The 16968-nt window shown below is 70.1% G+C and carries 16 protein-coding genes and 1 pseudogene; 9 read left to right on the top strand and 8 right to left on the bottom strand.

Features of this window, described 5'->3' with window-relative positions; genetic code table 11:
- Positions 1-306 precede the first annotated feature (306 nt).
- Together NV348_RS30035 and NV348_RS30030 are read left to right on the top strand one after the other, a co-directional pair.
- Complete coding sequence (locus NV348_RS30035; protein ID WP_447149865.1) at positions 307-855, top strand: dihydrofolate reductase family protein; 549 nt, start codon at positions 307-309, stop codon at positions 853-855.
- A 95-nt stretch (positions 856-950) separates the two neighbouring features.
- Positions 951-1403, top strand: coding sequence for a MarR family transcriptional regulator (locus tag NV348_RS30030; RefSeq protein ID WP_447149864.1), 453 nt, complete (start codon positions 951-953; stop codon positions 1401-1403).
- 56 nt (positions 1404-1459) lie between these two features.
- Here the strand turns inward: NV348_RS30030 and NV348_RS30025 are convergent, their stop codons facing one another.
- Positions 1460-1627: a DUF4236 domain-containing protein gene (locus NV348_RS30025; RefSeq protein ID WP_218721039.1), complete on the bottom strand. Its 168-nt coding sequence runs from the start codon at positions 1625-1627 to the stop codon at positions 1460-1462.
- A gap of 141 nt (positions 1628-1768) precedes the next feature.
- Between NV348_RS30025 and NV348_RS30020 the strand changes: the two genes are divergently transcribed.
- Entirely contained in the window at positions 1769-2236 is a 468-nt protein-coding gene (locus NV348_RS30020; RefSeq protein ID WP_447149863.1) for a hypothetical protein, read from the top strand.
- Positions 2237-2438: 202 nt separating this feature from the next.
- Entirely contained in the window at positions 2439-2699 is a 261-nt protein-coding gene (locus NV348_RS30015; RefSeq protein ID WP_447149862.1) for a hypothetical protein, read from the top strand.
- Between the two features lie 75 nt (positions 2700-2774).
- Here the strand turns inward: NV348_RS30015 and NV348_RS30010 are convergent, their stop codons facing one another.
- Positions 2775-2933: a hypothetical protein gene (locus tag NV348_RS30010; protein ID WP_447149861.1), complete on the bottom strand. Its 159-nt coding sequence runs from the start codon at positions 2931-2933 to the stop codon at positions 2775-2777.
- A 33-nt stretch (positions 2934-2966) separates the two neighbouring features.
- Positions 2967-3797, bottom strand: a complete 831-nt coding sequence (locus tag NV348_RS30005; RefSeq protein ID WP_447149860.1) for a DNA/RNA non-specific endonuclease — start codon at positions 3795-3797, stop codon at positions 2967-2969.
- 275 nt (positions 3798-4072) lie between these two features.
- Between NV348_RS30005 and NV348_RS30000 the strand changes: the two genes are divergently transcribed.
- The 3 genes from NV348_RS30000 to NV348_RS29990 all read left to right on the top strand — a co-directional run bounded on the left by NV348_RS30000 (position 4073) and on the right by NV348_RS29990 (position 6057).
- Complete coding sequence (locus NV348_RS30000) at positions 4073-4276, top strand: hypothetical protein (RefSeq protein ID WP_447149859.1); 204 nt, start codon at positions 4073-4075, stop codon at positions 4274-4276.
- Positions 4277-4360: 84 nt separating this feature from the next.
- Positions 4361-4831, top strand: a complete 471-nt coding sequence (locus NV348_RS29995; RefSeq protein ID WP_447149858.1) for an RrF2 family transcriptional regulator — start codon at positions 4361-4363, stop codon at positions 4829-4831.
- Positions 4831-6057, top strand: a complete 1227-nt coding sequence (locus NV348_RS29990; protein ID WP_447149857.1) for a globin domain-containing protein — start codon at positions 4831-4833, stop codon at positions 6055-6057. The genes NV348_RS29995 and NV348_RS29990 overlap by 1 nt, the downstream gene beginning before the upstream one ends.
- A gap of 599 nt (positions 6058-6656) precedes the next feature.
- Here the strand turns inward: NV348_RS29990 and NV348_RS29985 are convergent.
- From NV348_RS29985 to NV348_RS29975, 3 genes and pseudogenes are all read right to left on the bottom strand, one after another.
- Positions 6657-7289: a maleylpyruvate isomerase family mycothiol-dependent enzyme gene (locus NV348_RS29985; RefSeq protein WP_447149856.1), complete on the bottom strand. Its 633-nt coding sequence runs from the start codon at positions 7287-7289 to the stop codon at positions 6657-6659.
- A 297-nt stretch (positions 7290-7586) separates the two neighbouring features.
- The gene (locus NV348_RS29980; protein WP_447149855.1) at positions 7587-13052 is read right to left on the bottom strand and encodes an ATP-binding protein; all 5466 of its coding nucleotides are present in this window, start codon (positions 13050-13052) and stop codon (positions 7587-7589) included.
- A gap of 273 nt (positions 13053-13325) precedes the next feature.
- Positions 13326-13451 (bottom strand): annotated as a pseudogene (locus NV348_RS29975) (LysE family translocator); the annotation flags it as partial.
- 229 nt (positions 13452-13680) lie between these two features.
- Here NV348_RS29975 and trxA point away from each other — a divergent pair.
- The gene (gene trxA, locus NV348_RS29970) at positions 13681-14007 is read left to right on the top strand and encodes a thioredoxin (protein ID WP_447149854.1); all 327 of its coding nucleotides are present in this window, start codon (positions 13681-13683) and stop codon (positions 14005-14007) included.
- Between the two features lie 6 nt (positions 14008-14013).
- On the opposite strand, the gene NV348_RS29965 is transcribed toward trxA, so the two are convergent.
- On the bottom strand, positions 14014-14604 hold the full coding sequence (locus tag NV348_RS29965; protein WP_447149853.1) for a TetR/AcrR family transcriptional regulator: 591 nt from the start codon (positions 14602-14604) through the stop codon (positions 14014-14016).
- A 189-nt stretch (positions 14605-14793) separates the two neighbouring features.
- On the opposite strand from NV348_RS29965, the gene NV348_RS29960 reads away from it, so the two are divergent.
- The gene (locus NV348_RS29960; RefSeq protein WP_447149852.1) at positions 14794-15804 is read left to right on the top strand and encodes a DUF6670 family protein; all 1011 of its coding nucleotides are present in this window, start codon (positions 14794-14796) and stop codon (positions 15802-15804) included.
- A 56-nt stretch (positions 15805-15860) separates the two neighbouring features.
- Here the strand turns inward: NV348_RS29960 and NV348_RS29955 are convergent, their stop codons facing one another.
- On the bottom strand, positions 15861-16958 hold the full coding sequence (locus NV348_RS29955) for a PQQ-dependent sugar dehydrogenase (protein WP_447149851.1): 1098 nt from the start codon (positions 16956-16958) through the stop codon (positions 15861-15863).
- Positions 16959-16968 lie beyond the last annotated feature (10 nt).

Here is a 16968-nt window from a genome sequence, read left to right as displayed (position 1 = left end):
TGTACACCGGAACACCGGAAAAAGGCCGCGCAGCCGACGGAGACGTCTGTCGACGGTGGTGACATTTTCCCAGGCTCCGGCCAGGCCCCCGGCAAGCCGATCGGAAACCAGGGCAGTCAGCGACGACTGAGGTTCATGGTGTCGATCAACGCTACCGGGGACTGTTCTGTCCGGGGGTCCCTCGCCGCTGCTGAGCACGGTTTCCGTTCGCCCGCGCGCCACCGTAAACAAACCGTAAGGCGGTTCCGGCAAGGTAGTTTTCGACAGCGAAACACCGCTGACGACAACCACCGAAGGGACACCATCATGGGCAGCATCGCAGTACACGAATTCATCGCTCTCGACGGCATGTACGACGACCCGTCGTTCACCGTCGCCTACGGATTCGATCCGAAGATGGGCGAAACCCTCGGCGCGATCACCGGCGACGCCACCGCGATCCTGCTCGGCCGCAACACCTTCGAGATGTTCGCCCCCGCCTGGTCGACCCGCACGGTCGAGGACGACCCGGGTGCCCCGTTCTTCAACGAGACCACCAAGTACATCGTCGGGTCGCAGGAACCGAAGGTCGAGTGGTCCAACAGCGTCCGCCTCGGCGCCTACGACGCCGACGTGATCCGCAAGCTCAAGGACGAGACCGAAGGCACGATCTACATCAGCGGCAGCGGCACGCTGGTCCGCGCGCTGCTGCGCGACGGCCTCGTCGACCACCTGCACCTGTTCGTGTACCCCATCGCGCTGGGCACCGGCGAGCGGTTCTGGGTCGACGGCGAGCAGACCCCCCTCGCGCTGCTCTCGACCGACGTCTACGACAACGGCGTCATCCACCTCGACTACGGCCCGGCCGCGAGCTGAGCACCCCGTCCGCTGCGGTGGTTCCGGGGGATCGCTCCCCCGGTCCCGGCCGATCGGTAGCCGTCGAGGCCGTTTTGTTCGTAAAGTTCACGAGTATGACCACGCCTTTGCCGCACGCCCGCGCTCTCGCCGGTGATCTCTCCCTGTCCACCGTCCGACTCGCGCGGCGCCTGCGCGGCCGTCGCGCCGATCCGCACATCTCCCTGACCCAACTCTCGGCGCTGTCCACGCTGGCCCGAGAAGGCGCGATGACACCCGGAACCCTGGCGGGCCGGGAGTGCGTACAGCCACCGTCGATGACCCGCGTCATCGCCTCCCTCACCGAGATGAACCTGGTCGAGCGATCTCCGCATCCGACCGACGGACGCCAGATCATCATCGCCGCTTCACAATCCGGCCTCGACCTGCTCTCCGACGAGGCTCAGGCCCGGGAGGAATGGCTGACCGACCAGCTGTCCAAGCTCTCCGACGAGGACATCACCGTCCTCTCCCACGCGGTCGCCATCATGACTCAGATCGTCAGCGAGCGAACATCTCTCGCCGGCTGACGACAACGACCTCACCGCACCGCACGGATGGGTGATCCGGCGGTCGGGTGGTTCGGTCAGCGCTGGCGCCAGCTCAGCGGACCCGGCAGGTCGACGCTGTTCTTCCTGGTGCGCGAGTTCCAGGTCCACGGGCCGATCTTGATGCTCCACGAGGACAGACCGGATTCGGTGAAGTTGAATTTCAGCGGGCCGAACGACTTGCGCTGACGGAATCTGATGGGCATGCGAAGCCTTCCTGAGATCGCCCCCAGGATAACCGATCAGGGTAGGTCGCACCGGACCTCGCGGCCCGTCACCCGCGCTCGCTACGCTGGCACTCGCTCGCGCACGGACGTGCGCACCGACCCGCGAGGAGAACCCGCGCCATGTGGCCGACCGAGTGGCCCGCACCGGCCCGCAAGATCGCGACCGCGATCGAGGCCGCCCTGCTCGCGGCGCAGGCCGCCGACGAACCGGGATTCGGTTCCGCCACCGGCGATCTCGCCGAGCTGCCGTCCGACCAGGTGGGCGCGGTGCTGGCAGCGATCGTCCGAGAGCTGCTGGAGATCGCGCATCCGGACGGTCTCACCGGGGACGATGTGCGCGACGTCCTCGAAGCGGTGGTGCGACGGTCGATGGTCTGGCTGCCCCGGCTGGACGCGGCCGCAGTCGTCAGCGCGCTGACCGGGGCGCTCGGCATCGACGAGGGCGAGGATGGCCCGCAGACCGATCCCCAGCCCGCGGCGATTCTGCTGATCGACTATCTGGCCACCGCCGCGCGAGTGCCCGCCCAGCAGTCGGTACTGCGCGCCATCAACGAGATAGCCAGGGCCGAAACCGTCGAAATGCCTTGAGCGACAAGGCCGATAGGTCCGGTCACCGTGGAACCGATCCAGACCGGGCAGCAGGGCGACGGTGAACGAGGTCAGGCCGCAGCCGCGGCGCACCCGAAGCCTGAGTGGACTTGCCGGTACCTCCGTTACCGGATAGCGTAGTGATGTCAGTGCACAACTGTTCACTCAATATTCCGGCGGGGTGGCGACGATGAGGTTGCTGGTGTCAACGGTAGTAGGCGGATGGGTCGAGACGGCCGCGCAGGATCTGGCGGCGTTCGGCGAGCTCGCCCGGGAGGTGGGTGCCGCGGTGGCCGCGCATCAGCGCGAAATCCGGCGCACGGCTACCGATTCGGGTCGCGACCTGGTGCAGGAGGGACGTTCGCTGGCTTTCGACATCGCCGACCTGGCGGATGCGGCCAAGCGCGCTCGATCGGATCGGCGGCGCGGCGATCACCGCGGCCGGTCGGGGCGGAAGTGGTGACAGCGTTGGCCGTGATCGGCGGGCTCTGTGCACTGGCCGTGGGCTCGCTGGTGTCCGGATACGCCGTGGTGGTGATCAGCTACTGGCTGGAACTGCAACGCCATCCCCCGGAGGCGGGAACCCGGCCCGGCGCCCACCCCGGACGAGGCTGCGCACCACGACCAGCGTGTCCGGGCCCGGCAGCAGCACGAGGACGACCGCGGCGAGAGTGAAGGACAGGACCGCACCAACCATCGCTCCATCGTAGAAGCGGGTGCGCCGCCGCCGTCACCAGGCGATGTCGGCGGTGGAGGTCAATGGAGCGGGCGGTGCCGCCGACTCGGCGACCGCCAGGGTGTCGGCGGCCCGCACAGCGTCCGGGAAGCGGAGCCGGGTGCGCTGCTCCAGCGCGGCCACCGCCACCTGGAAGACCCGGAACTCGTCGAGTTCGAGGGCTTCGAGCTGGTCGAGGCGCTGGGTCAGCAGGAAGGCCCGGCACTTCAGCCGGCCGCCCTCCACGAAGCAGATCAGCTTCCAGTATTCGCGGGGCAGCGCCACGCCACGGTGGACGCGGTCGTCGGCGGCGAATACCGGTCCGCCGAACACGCTCACCCTCAGGTCGTCGATGTCGACGTCGGCGAATGCGGCGTCCTCGAGCTGCCCCCACACACCGTTGCGGCTGCTCTGATTGAAGTCGTTCATCTGCGGCGTGATGTTGGTGTAGAAGAACGAGTCGACATTGGCCTTCTCGGCGTCGGGCATGCTCCCCCACAGCAGATCCGCGCGCCGCGCGAGGTGCCCGCGATCGAGCCGATTGCGTTGGTAGAGCTCGTTTCCCACCTGCGCCTGGGCAGGCAGACGCGAATCCTTGACGAACTCGATGCCGGTCCGGTCGATGCGCTTCATCGACGCGCCGTCGATATTCCACGCCACCCAGCGGGCGAAGCGCCGCGAGGCGCTCAGCACCAGCGAGAAGTGGGTGTACGGAATGACCGCGGACCCGTCGAGGCGCACCGCGTCGCCATCGAGCTCGGCGTCGAGCTCGGGTACCTCGATCCTGGTGGCGAGGAAGCCGGGTTCGTAGCCGGTCCGGGGCACGGCTTCGCTCGCCGGACTCACGGCTGTCGACGGTAGGTGGGTGGCAGTCATGGCGATCACTTCCCGAGACCTGGCTGTGCGGTGGATGTGCACGCCATCGTCGTCGCCCGGGATCGGTGACCTCACGAGTAATCGACTACCCGCATCGGAATGGTCGACGGCTCTCGCCGGCGCGTCCTCGCGGCCGGACGAGTACCTCGCCGCTCGATCCTGGCTCGATCGCGCCGTACCCGACCGGCTGACGGCCGACGCGCCCGCCTCGCCGGCCCCGGAAGCGAACCGCGTTGGTGTTCGCCATGGCCCAGTTCCCGGAAGACCCTTGGTGGCCTGATCGGGAGTGCTGCTCATCGCTGAGCGGCGCCTTTCCGTCACTGACGCGCGCCTCGGCACTGGGCGCCGACACCGATCAGGTCTTCACCGAGGTGTCGGCCTCGGCGACAGCGAGCTGTCCCGGCTACGAGCCGCCGGTGTCATCGCCGCGGGCCGACACCGCGCTGTGACGGCAATTACGCAGCGCCGTGCGTAATCGAAGACACCGCTGATCAGGGCGAATACCGGGTTCGCCGGGCGGTAGCGTCGATGCCATGCAGCTGACCGCGTCGACCGATATCGGGATGCGCACCGTGATGCGTCTGGCCGCGGCCGACCAGCACGGCGACCGGGTGACGATCAAGGCGATCGCCCACCAGGTCGGTGCCTCCGAACGCACCGTGTCCACCGTGGTGGCCCGGCTCGTCGAGATCGGTGTGATCGCGACGACCCGCGGCCGTGGCGGTGGGTTGGTGCTCACCGGCACCGCGCGCTCGACCCGGCTCGGGACGTTGATCCGGCAACTGGAACAACGCCCCGAGGTCGTCGACTGCGCGGGGCCACCGTCGTGCCCGATGATCGCGGGATGCCGTCTGCGCCATGTGCTGGCACAGGCCGCCGAGGCGTTCTATCACGAGCTCGACCGGTTCACGGTGGCCGATCTCGTCGCCGGTTCGGCCGGGCAGCTGCTGCCGTTGCGCGCGCGGACATCGCGGCGCGCGCCCGCTGATGCCGAGGAGTCCTGATGACCGCACCCACCCGCTCGCACCCCGAACTCGCTCCGGCGCAGGCCGAGATCGTGCGCGCGACGCTCCCGGTGATCGCCGCCGCTGTCGACGAGATCACCACCGTCTTCTATCGGACCCTGTTCGGCGATCACCCCGAGCTGCTGCGTGACCTGTTCAACCGCGGCAATCAGGCCCAGGGCAGCCAGCCCCGCGCGCTCGCCGCCTCCATCGCCACCTTCGCGACCTACCTCGTCGACCCCGCGCTGCCGCACCCGTCGGCGATGCTGGCCAGGATCGGGCACAAGCACGCGTCGCTGGGCATCACCGCCGACCAGTACCAGGTGGTGCACGACACGCTGTTCGCCGCGATCGTGGAGGTCCTCGGCGCCGACGTGGTCACCGCGCCGGTCGCCGACGCGTGGGACCGGGTGTACTGGCTGATGGCCGACGCGCTCATCGACCTGGAGAAGCAGCTCTACATCGAGGCGGGCGTGCAACCGGGGCAGGTGCTGCGTACCGTCACCGTGACCGAGCGCACCGACGATCCGGCGGGGGTCGCCGTCTTCCGGGTCCGTGCCGTCGATCCGGCCGAGGAACTCCCCGGATTCGTTGCGGGACAGTATGTCTCGGTGGGCGTTCGGCTGCCCGACGGCGCGCGTCAGCTGCGCCAGTACAGCCTGATCGAGGCGGGCGGGGACGGCACGCTGGCATTCGCGGTGAAGCGGGTCGCGGCAACGCCGGGCTGTCCGGCCGGTGAGGTGTCGACCTGGCTGCACGAGCGGATCACCGCGGGCGATGAGCTCGAGATCTCCCTGCCCTTCGGCGACCTGACCATCGACCCCGATGCCACCACACCGCTGGTGCTGATCTCCGCCGGCATCGGTGTGACCCCGATGGTGGGCATCCTCGAACATCTCGCCGCGCGTGACCCGGCCAGGCCGGTCCAGGTGCTGCACGCCGATCGCAGCGCCGAAACCCACCCTCTGCGCGCGCGGGTGCTCGCGCTCGTCGACCGCCTCGACCACGCCGACATCGCGTGCTGGTACGCCGAGCCGACCGACGGCGCGCATCGCGGCCGGATGGATCTGTCGGCGGTCACGATTCCCGACGATGCCGAGGTCTATGTCTGCGGCGGCGACGACTTCCTCGACGCGATCCGCGCGCAGGTGGCCGCCGCGGGCGTACCCGCCGAACGGTTGCACATCGAACAGTTCACGCCCACCGACTGGCGGCTCGGCGGGTGACCGATGTCCGCCCCGGCCCGAAAGCCGGGGCGGACAGGAGACGACATTGTCTCCGGCTACGGATCCCGGCAGGTGACGACCTCGCCCAGGGCGGGCGGTCCGGTAGCTGTTGGCCGGGTGATCGCCGTCGGCGTAGCCGAGAGATCCGGGCCGGCATCTTGCGGTCGGCCGGGATGCCGAAATACTCTCGGATGAAGCGGGACCCGCCGGTGATCGCGGCCTGCGGGACGGCGGCGGTCCACAAGATCGTCAGCGTCGCGGCCCACGCCGATCCGCCAGAGACTGGCCGGTAGTGCCGTCAACGGAACAGCGAAGCAGCGACCCTGGCCCACTGCGGAACCCCGCCACCGTGGTCACGTCTGCGCTGGCACGCGATTTCGGCCGTGACCGGACGCACACCGCGCCGGTGGCCGTGGCGCCGACGATGCCGGTCGCGGTGCCGGTGAGCACCGCCGGACTGATGTCCATCCGGGTCGCGACAGCCGTCGGGATCGACGGCCAGTGGATCACGAACATGGCGGAAGCACTGTGGGTTGGCGATCTTTGTCGCGTCGCCGGCCGTATCGGCAGCGACGGGAGTTCGCCGAGCGGGCGTACGCTCACGCGGGGTGCGTCCGGCCGGTCAGCGTCGCCGCGCCCGGACCGTCCAACTCCCCTACTTCGAGCGCCCTTCCGGACAGGGCGAGCAGCAGGGCCACGGCGGTGCCGCGGACCTGCGGACCGTCGCCGACGTCGAGATCGGCGTCGGTCGCCGTCAGGCGCAGGCCCTGCGCGCGCTCCTTGCCACCGCCGACCTTCACCGAGGTGCCGAGCTGATGCCGCACCGCCGTCACGACGGGCGCGACGGGGTAGTCCCGATGCAGGCCGAGCGGCCGCCGGATGTCCTCCCCGTGCACGAAGGCCTCGATCAACCGGGTCGCCTTCGGTGCCGGCGCACCGGTGGTCCGGTGGCTCGCCGCCCGGAACGCGGCCAGCGTCCGCACGGGATCCTCGGCCCGCTCCCGTGCCACGCCCGCGTCGTTGAAACGGTCGAAATCGAAACGGGCAGCGGCGAAGTGGATGAAGAACCCCAGCCGGGTGGTCTTCGCGTCGTCGGTCAGATGCGCCACGACATCGTGCACATCCCAGCCCGAACACAGCGACGGCGTCGACCACCGCTGCGTGGGCAGGTCCGTCAGGTCCGCGATCAGCGCAGCACGCTCGGCGTGCACCACCGCCCAGATCTCGTTCACGTCAGCCTCCGCTCCGTGGGCACCGACCTGCACAGTACCGCCGAACCGACCCCGCTCCGGTGTACCGGCCGACGAACAGAACTACCGCTTCGTCGACAAACTGCCGCCGCTGGGCGCGACCGTCGAGGAACGCCACGTGCCCACCCGGCGCCACACTTGGGACGCCTGGCAGGCACAGATGGGCAACGCGGAGCTGGCCGCGATGCCCGGCGATCCGATACCGTCCCCGCCACCAGCCGAAAACGCAGCCGCCCACCCTGGTTGGACCAGGGTGGGCGGCTCGTGTCGTCCCGAGAGCTACTTCGGCAGGCCCGTCTCGATCGCGGCGATGATGCGCGGACGCAGCTCGGTGACGCTGACGATGGCGTCGACCGAACCGACCTCGACGGCGCGCTGGATGTTGTGGACGCGGTCGAACTCCGCGGCCACATCGCCCAGCTTCTCCGCGCGCACCGAGGAGCGGATCTCGTCGAGTTCCGCGGTCAGGGTCGCGCGGTCGGTGCCGAACGCGTTGGCGGCCTGGGTCTCCAGATCGCGCACGCGCGGGTCGGCCGCGGTCCGGGAGTTGACCTCGCCCGCGAAGACGACCGCGGCGGCGGGGGCGCCACCGAGCACCGAGGCGAACGAGCCCTCCAACGCGAGCACGGTCATGTTCGGGTTCAGCGCCTTCGAGAACACCACGAACGCACCGCCGTGGTACCGCGAGATCACGGTGAACACGATCGGGCCCTCGAAGTTGACGATGGCGCGGCCGATCTCGGCACCGTACTCGAGCTGCAGCTTGCGCATCGACTCCGGCGAGCCGTCGAAGCCCGACAGGTTCGCCAGCACCACCAGCGGCCGGTTTCCGCTGGCCGCGTTGATGGCGCGGGCGGCCTTCTTCGACGACCGCGGGAACAGGGTGCCCGCGGTGTAGGTGTCGGGGCCGTCGGTCGACGGGAAACCGCGCCGCGGCACGTTGCGCGACTCGATGCCCAACAGGCACACCGGGATTCCGCCGAGGTGCGCGTCCTGCACCACCGCGGTCTCGGCGTCGGCCATGCCCGCCCAGCGTTCCAGCACCGGGTGGTCCTGGTCGGCCAGCGCGCGCATCACGGTCCGGATGTCGAAGGGCTTCTTGCGATCCGGGTTGGCGGCCGCGGAGAAGATCTCGCCGACGGTGGCGAAGGAGCTGTCGGCCAGCACGTGCGGGAAGCTGGAGATGTCCCGGTCGCTGGGGTCGACGGTCTGCGACCGGCGCGGCGACTGCTCGCCGGGCGCGACGTAGGTGTGGTCGTAGTGCGCCATCAGCACGTCGCGGGCGGCGGTCAGGTTCGGCGCCCAGTACTGCGCCTGGCCGTTGGGGCCCATCACGCGGTCGTAGCCGCCGATGCCGAAGTTGTCCTCGGCCGAGACACCGCCGGAGAAGTCCAGCGACTGCTTGCCGGTCAGCACCATCGCCGAGTCCGGCGTCATCACCAGCACGCCCTTGGTGTGCATGAGCATGGTGGCCTCGGCGTTCCAGTACGGCTGCGCGCCGACGTTGATGCCCGCGACCACGATGTTGATCTCGCCGCCGTCCTGGGTGAACTCGACGATCCGCTTGAGCGCGGCGGCGACCCAGTCCATGTTCTCCGTGCCGGATTCCATCGAGATCCGGGCGCCGGAGGACAGCGCGTACCACTCCAGCGGCACCTGCAGGCGTTCGGCGAGGTCGAGCGCGGCGATCACGCGGCGGCACTCGGGCTCCGAGAGCGCGCCCAGCGACTTGGTCGGGTCACCGAGCAGCAGCACGCGGGTGACGCCCTCGGGATGCTGGGTGGTCGGCGTGCTGACCACGCCGGCGACGATGGCCGCGGTGTTGCGGCCCTTCGGCCGGTCGACGGGGACCAGCGCGTGGTCGGCGTCGAGGTCGTACTCGGCGAAATCGCCCAGCACACCGGTCAATTCGTACGGGTACACGGTGTTGCGGCCCGCGGCGCGCAGCACCTTCTGGCGGTACTCGTCGAGCGGCTCGACCGGCTCGTCGGTCAGCTCGCCGACGGTCACCTCGGAACCGCCGGTCGCGCCGACCGTGATCCGGACGCCGACCTTGGTCAGCTCGCCGGTGTTCGGGTCACGCTGACGCGCGATGAGCAGGATCTCCTCCAGCCCGGCGCCACCGGCGGTCGGCAGCACGTGTCCGCCGATCGTGGCCAGCTCCTCGCTGGTGACATCCATCGGCGGCCAGATGTACATCACGATGCGGTTGGTGTTGAGCCGCTTGGCCGAAGGCCGCCGCGACTGCGCCCGGCGGATCGAGTCGACACAGGTGGCGATGGTGCTCTCCGCCGTGGGCAGGGCGAGCAGCCTGCCGTCGTGCTCGCGCAGCGCGGCCAGGTCGCGGACCTGAGCGAAGGCGATCAGGCGGTCGTCGGAGGGGTTGCCCTTGGCGACGCAGCGGAACAGGTAGACCTCTTCGTCGTCCGAGGACGGCAGGCGGGTCAGGTCGAACTTGCGCAGCCGCTCCATCTGCATGCGCTGTGCGATGTAGGGGTGCAGACCGCGGATCAGCCGCTCCTCCGCCATCCCGGTGGCCGAGGGACGGAAGGTGAAGTGGTGGTGCATGACCGCGCCGTTGCTGCCTGCCACCGTGGCGGTGATCCGGTGCACCTGCTGCGGCAGCTGGTACCCGCCGAGGACCTCCTGCAGGGCCGCGGCCATGGCGTCGAAGTCCTCGGGCTGGGCTTCCCAGCTGAGGTAGATGTCGGCGTCGATCGAGGCGGCGCCGTTGGCCAGCTCGCCGAGACCGCGCAGCGCGGTGCCGAGCTCATCGAAGCTCACCGCGGCCGAGACCAGGCTCGCGCCGTCGCGCTCGGCGACGACGAAGGACGTGCCGCCGACCTGCTCGGTGTGCACGCCGGTCAGACCCTTGTTGCCGTAGTAGCGGCGGGTCAGCACCTCGAGCAGCACGGTGTGCTCGGGCTTGTCGCGCTCGAGCCGCTGGCCGAGCAGCCGCACCAGCGGTTCGGTGCTGCGCACCATGTCGGCGATGCGGGTGGCGCGGTCGGCCGAGTCCGGGTTCGCGTCCAGGTAGGTCAGGTGCTTGCGGACGTTGGTGTAGACGCGGGCGCGGTTGCGGCGCAGCAGCGGCTGGCCGTACCAGCCGTAGACCAGGCCACGGGTGAGGTCGGCGATCACCGGGAAGCGCACCTGGGTGGCCGCGACCAGTCGCTCCAGCGCCAGGCCGACGGGCTCGCGCAGCACCTGGTCGGGCATCGGCTCGCGCAGCCACTCGCGCAGCAACGTGGTGATGACCTCGGCGGTGTCGGTCGGGCGCTGCTGGGCCAGGAAGATCCGGAACACCGCGGCCTCGAGATCGGGGGTCCGATCCAGCTCGGTGACGCCGTAGTGGCTCAGCGCCTGGGCGAGCTCGGCCTGGTACGCCTCGGGCAGGCCGGCCCGCTCGACGTCGAGGCTCTGCAGGTAGGTGTGGAAGTACTCGCGCGCGCTGTGCAGGTGACCGGCGCTGTGCTCGTCGTCGGCCGCGCGGTTGTGGCTCAGTTCGGCGAGATCGGCGAAGACCTGGACGAGTTCGAGTTCCTCGGCCAGCGGCCGGTGATCGCCTGCGACGGAATCACGGCGGGCCGCGAGGTATTCGTCGAGGACGCGGTGGTCGTCGTGCGGGTCGACGTCGAAGCCGAGCAGCAGGCTCCGCAGATCCTGCAGGCCGCGCGCCAGCCGCTCGTGCGGCTGCCGCGGGGTGGGCTCGGTGGGCAGGTCGAGTTCGACCGTCCCGACCGCTTCGGTCTCGCCTGATTCGTCGTCGTCGGCGAGGGGCTCCAGCCGCAGCAGCGGGGCACCGGTCTCGACCTGGGTACCGACCGAGACGGCGCATTCCTTGAGCCGGGCGCGGAACGGCGCGCGCAGCACCGTCTCCATCTTCATGCTCTCCAGCACGAGCACCGCGGCGCCTGCCTCGACCTCGGCACCGACCTCGAGCGGGGTGCCGACGACCAGGGCGGGCGCGGGCGAGCGGACGACGCCGCCCTCGTCCCGGCTGATCCGGTGGGTCACGCCGTCGACGTCGACCAGGTGGGTCGGTCCGTGGGTGCCGGTGATCAGGCGGTAGCGGGTGCCGTTGACGACGATCTGCCCGGTGTGCTGATCGAAACGCTCGAGATCGACATCGGCGGTGGTCAGTTCGGTACCGGCCTCGATGCCGACGCGGAACCGGTGCGCGCCGATGCGGGCCACGCGGACCCGGTAGCTCGCGCCGCGCAGCTTCAGGTCGAGCGGTCGGCCGCTCTCGTGCTGGACCTGCGGGCGGCCACCGGAGGCGGTGGACAGCAGGCGGTGCCGCTCGGCGCGCTCGTCGTCCTCGTAGGCGTCGATCGCGGCCGCGGCCAGTGCGATGGCGGAGTGCTGGTGGGTCACCAGGCGGCCTTCGCCGCGCACCCGGTCGATCCAGCCGGTGTCGGCGCTGGCGTCGATCACCTCGGGCTGGTCGAGCAGGTCCAGGACGAAGCTCTTGTTGGTCGCGCCGCCCTCGATGACCACCCGGGTCTGCGCCATGGCGCGGCGCAGCCTGCCGAGGGCCTCGTTGCGGTCGCGGCCGTAGGCGATGATCTTGGCGATCATCGAGTCGAAGTCGGCGGGGATGGTGTCGCCCTCGCTGACGCCGGTGTCCACGCGGATGCCGGGGCCCGCGGGCAGGTCGAGCCGCACGATGCGGCCGGGGGCGGGCGCGAAGTCGCGGTCGGGGTCCTCGGCGTTGAGCCGGGCCTCGATGGCGTGGCCGCGCTCGACCGGCGGGGTGCCCTCGAGCTTGACGCCGGAGGCCACCGACAGCTGCGCGTGCACGAGATCGACCCCGGTGGTGCACTCGGTGATCGGGTGCTCGACCTGCAGGCGGGTGTTGACCTCGAGGAACGCGAACAGCTGCTCACCCGGGTGGTACAGGAACTCGACGGTCGCCGCACCGCAGTAGCCGACCGCGACGGCGAGGCGCTCGGCGGAGGCCTTCAGCTCGCCGGTCTGCTCCGCGCTGAGCACGGGCGACGCGGATTCCTCGATGACCTTCTGATTGCGCCGCTGCACCGAGCAGTCGCGGACGCCGAGCGCCCACGCCGTGCCCTGACCGTCGGCGATCACCTGGACCTCGACGTGGCGGGCGCCGGTGACCAGCCGCTCCAGGAAGACCACGCCGCTGCCGAAGGCGCGCGCGGCTTCCTGCTTGGTGCGCTCGTAGGCGTCGACCAGTTCGGCCTCGTTGGTGATGACGCGGATGCCGCGCCCACCGCCACCGGCGGTCGCCTTGAGCATCAGCGGGTAGCCGATCTCGGCCGCGGCCTCGATGGCGTCCTCGACGGTGTCGACCGCGCCGCGGCTCCACGGCGCGACCGGGACCCCGACTTCCTCGGCGAGCAGCTTGGCGCCGATCTTGTCGCCCAGCTTGCGCATGGCCTCGGCGCTGGGGCCGATGAAGGTGACGCCGATGTGCTCGCACAGTTCGGCGAAGGCCGGATCCTCGGCGACGAAGCCCCAGCCGACCCAGGCCGCGTCGGCCTTGGTGGCCACCAGGGCCTGCTCGAGCACCTTGAGATCCAGGTACGGACGGGCCGCGGCCGGACCGAGGTCGTAGGCGACATCGGCGGCCCGGACGAACGTGGCGTTACGGTCGACGTCGGTGTACAGGGCGACCGTTTCGATCGGTAGCCCGCTCGCCGCTGCCAGATCACGGACGGCATGGATGAGCCGCATGGCGGCCTCTCCCCTGTTGACGATGGCGATGCGGCTGAACACTCGCCGACTCCTTTCCAATACCGAGTATGGGGCCCGGACGGGTACGAATTCGAACTCCGGTTCCAGGGCAGTGTGCACCTCTACTCCGTATATGTGAACAGCGTCCAAGGGTTACCCGCACGTATTGTTGGAGCCGGTCACGTCCCACCCCGGTCAGTGCGGGGTTCCCGGCGTGCCGCGGGCACGGCCCGGAGGCGGTACATCCAGTGTCCTCCGGATCGCACGACCGGCCGAAAGCCGCGCGCTACCCGGCGCGTCCCGCTCCCGTTCGCGTCACTTGACGGCGCCGGTGAGCGCGACGGAGGCGCCGAGCCCGATGATCATCGCCCCACCGGTGGCGCCGACCGCTTCCAGGCGGCGCGGCGAGCGGGCGAACCAGGTGCGCGCGGTGCCCGCGATCAGCGCCCGGCCGACCGCGAACAGCACCCCCGGCCCCGGCACGACGACGATGACGAAGGCCGCCGCGAGGAACGCGAGCAGATTCGGAAGCGGCACCATCCACCGACCGTACGGACCGATCAGCCTGCCCGGCAAAGGGTTTCCCGGCTCGGCCTTGCCTTGACCCCGGTGTCAATCCCTAGCGTGGCGGACGTGGGGCGGTGTGCCCCCGACGATCGAGGGAGAGACCATGACTCACACGGTGACCGCGGTAACGGATGCGACGTTCGCCGGCGCGGTGCTCGCGGCCGAGCGGCCGGTGCTGGTGGAGTTCACGGCGACGTGGTGCCCGCCGTGCAAGATGATCGAGCCGATGCTGCGCGAATTGGCCGGCGAGGAAGCGGACCGGATGACGGTGGTCCAGCTCGATGTGGACGCCAATCCACGCACGACCGCCGACTACGCCGTGCTGTCGATGCCGACGCTGATGCTGTTCCGCGACGGCAAGCCGGTGCGGACGGTCGTCGGCGCGCGATCGAAGCGGCGGCTGCTCGCCGACCTGGCCGGTGCGCTCTGACCCGGTTCAGAACAAAGCGCCCATGAGCCGGGTGCAGCGGGCGATCATCGCCTCGGCGCTTTCCTCCGGGTGCCGCAGCCACCAATTCACCAGCGCCGTCACCACGCCCATCCAGACATCGGTGAGCGCGGACAGGTCGGCGGCATCGGTGATGCCGCGTTCGGCGAGCAGGGCGGCGGCGCCGCGGTAGGCCTGCTCGGCGAGGCGTCGTTCGGCCCGGTGTGACGCCTCGGCCGCGATACCGTCCGGCGGATACGACCGGTCCAGGAGCACGTTCCAGTCGTGTGGACGGCGCGCCAGTACGGCGATGACGACTTCGAGCGTGTGCTCGGCCATTTCGATCCCCGGGGTGCCGTCGAAGACGGGCTCGATGGCGCCGCACACGGTATCGGCCGCCCGCTCGACGCACGCGGCGTAGAGGCCCTCCTTGCTGCGAAAGTAGTGGAACACCATGGGTTTCGAGACCCCGGCCGCCGTCGCCACCCCGCCCGGGGACAGCCCGGCGTAACCGACGCGGCTGATCTGCTCACCGGCGATGTCGAGAATCTGCCGTTCCCGCTCGGCGCGCGGCACACCCTTCGTTCCAGCGGTGCCCATCACGCCCTCCTTCCTCCGGTTGACCGTGCCCGGTCACCCGGTAATTTACCGCCTCCCCGGTAGCGGTCAATTGATCGGGCGACCATCTCGCGGGCATCGCTCCGATGGTTGACGTCGAATTGACCAAACGGTAATTTCCCTATTGGTCAGCTAGATGTCCGTTCAGCGAAAGGCGCCGATTCCATGGCGATGACGACTCCCCTGCTCCACGGCATTCAACGCACCGTGTCGGGCTCCCACGCGGTGAACGGCACCCCCTACGACCCGAACACGCCCTTCCACCCGCCGCGTGGGCGCTACCGCACCGTCCACTACGGCCTGATGTTCCCCGGCCTGCCCGCGCCGCTGAACTTCCTGGACTTCATCACCGTGATCGGGCAGCCGAAGGTGCGGGCGTTCCGCAACGCGCATCTGATCGAGACCTCCGCGGCCGACACCGCGAACCTGCTGGCGGGCACGGCGGTCCGGTTCCCCGGCCAGTTCCGCGGCTTCCAGGTGGCGCGCGACCTGGAACTGGCGCCGGATGCGAGCCTGATCCGGTTCGGCGAGGACTTCGCTCTGCGCGGCAGCTATCCGAATTTCCTGGTCACCTACCGTAATCCGGAATTCCGGGCAGATCTGCGGGTGCGCGCCACCGACAAGATCGCGCATTTCGCCAAGCTGCGCGGTGGGCTCTACGACCATTGGTCGCTGCTGTGCGAGTACGAGGGCACCGTCGACCATCAAGGCACCCGCTACGACCTGTCCGGGCTCAGCACGCTCGAATACGCCCGCGCCGTCGCGGTCGACCTGTTCATCGCCTACTTCACCTATCAGATCATCAATATCGACGCCGACACCCAGGTGCTGATGGTGGAAGTGCGTGGGCCACTGGGCGTTCCGTTCCAGCAGACCGTGTACGTGCGATCCCGCACCGACCACGGCGGCGCCTACGAGAACGGCTACCGGTACCGCGTCACCGAGTACGAACCCACGCCACGACGCACTCCCGAAGGCCGGGACATGACCCTGGCCACCGCGTTCACCTGGGCCGTCGACGACGACAACGGCGACCCCCTGATCCACATCGACGCCGTCGCCAACGACGACTACGTCTACGGCATGGCCGGCGGCTACGTCGGCAGCTACCGCTACACCGGCACCTTCCGCGGCCGTCCCGTCACCGGCACCGGCTACGTCGAACAGATCGGCACACCCTGAGCCCCTACCCCGACTCCGTACGACAGCTCGCTCGTCGCCGCACCGGGGAGCGGCGGTCAGCGGGCCGGGAAGCGCAGGATCCGGTCGTCGCCGGCGCGGATGTCGCCGCGGCCGTCGGTGTTGGAGGTGGTGAGCCAGAGGGCGCCGTCCGGGGCCACCGCGACGGTGCGCAGGCGGCCGTACGAATCCTGGAGGAAGGCGACCGGATTCGTCGCGTTGCCGTCGGACAGCGTTGCGGTCCAGAGTCTTTCACCACGGAGCGCGGCCAGGTAGAGGGTGTCGCCCGCGATGGCGATGCCGGAGGGCGAGGATTCGGCGGTCGACCAGGTGAGCAGTGGCTCGGTGAAGCCGCGGTCGGCGCCGCCCGCGCCTTCGACGGTGGGCCAGCCGTAGTTGTGGCCCGGTTCGATCCGGTTGAGCTCGTCCCAGCGGTTCTGCCCGAACTCGGCGGCGTAGAGGGTGCCGGTGCGGTCCCAGGCCAAGCCCTGCACGTTGCGGTGGCCGAGGCTCAGGACCGGTGATCCGGCGGTCGGATTGCCCGGCGCCGGTGCGCCTTCGGGCGTGAGCCGCAGGATCTTGCCGTTCGGACTCGCCGGGTCCTGTGATCGCGTGCTGTCGGCCGCGTCGCCGGTGCCGACGTACAGCATGCCGTCCGGCCCGAAAGCGATCCGGCCGCCGTTGTGGTTGCCCGCCTTCGCGATTCCGGTGAAGACGACCTCCGGCGCACCGCCCGGCCGGAAGCGCACGATGCGATTGTCCTCGGCCGCGGTGAAATACGCGTACACGTACCCGGTGTCGGCGTAGTCGGGCGCGACGGCGAGGCCGAGCAATCCGCCTTCACCGCGCGCGACCACACCGGCCACCTGATGCACGACCTCCGGCGCGCGGCCGCGCGTCACGCGCAGGACGCGGCCCGAATCCCGCTCGGCCACCACTGCGGCGCCGTCCGGCAGGAACGCCAGCCCCCACGGCACGTCGAGTCCGTGCGCGATCTCCTCGGCGGAACCGAGGGCGGGACTGCCGGCGGGAGTGCTCGGCGCGGTCGAGGTCACGGCGGCGGGCCCGCTCCGGTCCGGCTCGTCGCTCGCGCAGGCGGTGACCGCGAGGGCGACCAGCGCGGCGCCGAGGACAGCTCGTGGGCGACCGGTCGTCACCCCACCATGG

The sequence above is a fragment of the Nocardia fodinahabitans genome (assembly GCF_052983615.1).
Note: the sequence above shows the minus strand (reverse complement) of the source record. Positions and strands in the feature narration are given on the sequence as shown.